Consider the following 1075-nt stretch of genomic DNA (forward strand, 5'->3'; position numbering starts at 1 on the left):
GAACATGCGTAGGTTTTAAAGTAATCGAACACCTACAAATTCTGGCAGACGAATTACACTGTCTTGTTTAATCAACTAGTTCTCTCTGCTTAATTTGATGTGAGTTTCGGCCAGTTCTTATCGGCGCGACTAACGTTTCCTGGGATGTCCTTTGCCCAGGTAAATTGCACTGACTGGTTGTAGTTTAGGTAGAGCTTGCCCTCGTGAATGCGCCAAGCTTCAGGATCAATCTTTGCCGTGTAACCTTGGCTAACAGCCCATGCGCAATAGCCACCATATTGTGGTGCGAACTGTTCAGGGTTATCAATGAACAGCTGTTTGTTTTCTGCATTTGCAAAGTACCAGGTTGCGCCATTCCACTCATACGTAAACTCACTTTCGCCTTTGACGGGCTTCGATTGGGAGAAATATGCGACTGGATCGTAGCCTTCAATCGCCTTGCCAAAGAAATCTGTATAAACCTGTTCCACGGCATTTGCAGGTGATATAAACAGAGTAAGAAGGGTGACGAAACTAAGGTAGCGTAATAGTGTTTGCATAGTTTAAGACCTTTTCGTTGTGCCCTGTAGACTAGTCGTTAGTGAAAAAGTTTCACGCAAGTTTAGCTACGACATAGAGGGCGAAATAGATCGAAGAAATAAAGCGAAATAAATTTGCACTTTTTGTACTTAAAGGGTCCTAGTTTTCGGTCGATAACGTACCATAGTAAATGTAATCAATACCTCAGTAGGGTGGAGACACGTGGTTTCTTTTCTCAATAACTTAACACCGAATGTACGCGCGGATAATGGTCTTGTTTCAGAGCGTCCGAGCGATACTGCAACGCTTTTCTCTCAGGGCTTGAAGCGTGGGATGGGTGTCGATGTAAAACCATCACCCGAAAATGACCCAGGGAACAAGGTTTTTGACGTTCAGAAGGTAGTGGATACTGTCTCAGGGTTTATCGAACAGCGTATTACTGAGCGTCGAAACGAAGGCGCGAGTCAGGCTGAATTAGAAGATCTAATAGCGCAGGCAAGAGAAGGCGTTGCAAAAGGTTTTCAGTTAGCGCGCGAAGACATTGCAAGTCTTGATC

At 44.5% G+C, this 1075-nt stretch carries 2 protein-coding genes; one reads left to right on the forward strand and one right to left on the reverse strand.

What is annotated here, in order from left to right:
- Positions 1-89: 89 nt before the first annotated feature.
- Positions 90-539: a YHS domain-containing (seleno)protein gene (locus A3762_RS22065; RefSeq protein ID WP_068755541.1), complete on the reverse strand. Its 450-nt coding sequence runs from the start codon at positions 537-539 to the stop codon at positions 90-92.
- A gap of 202 nt (positions 540-741) precedes the next feature.
- Between A3762_RS22065 and A3762_RS22070 the strand changes: the two genes are divergently transcribed.
- Positions 742-1075: DUF5610 domain-containing protein (locus tag A3762_RS22070; protein WP_197469490.1), on the forward strand; the 334-nt coding region annotated here is incomplete at its 3' end.

The organism is Oleiphilus sp. HI0125, assembly GCF_001635355.1.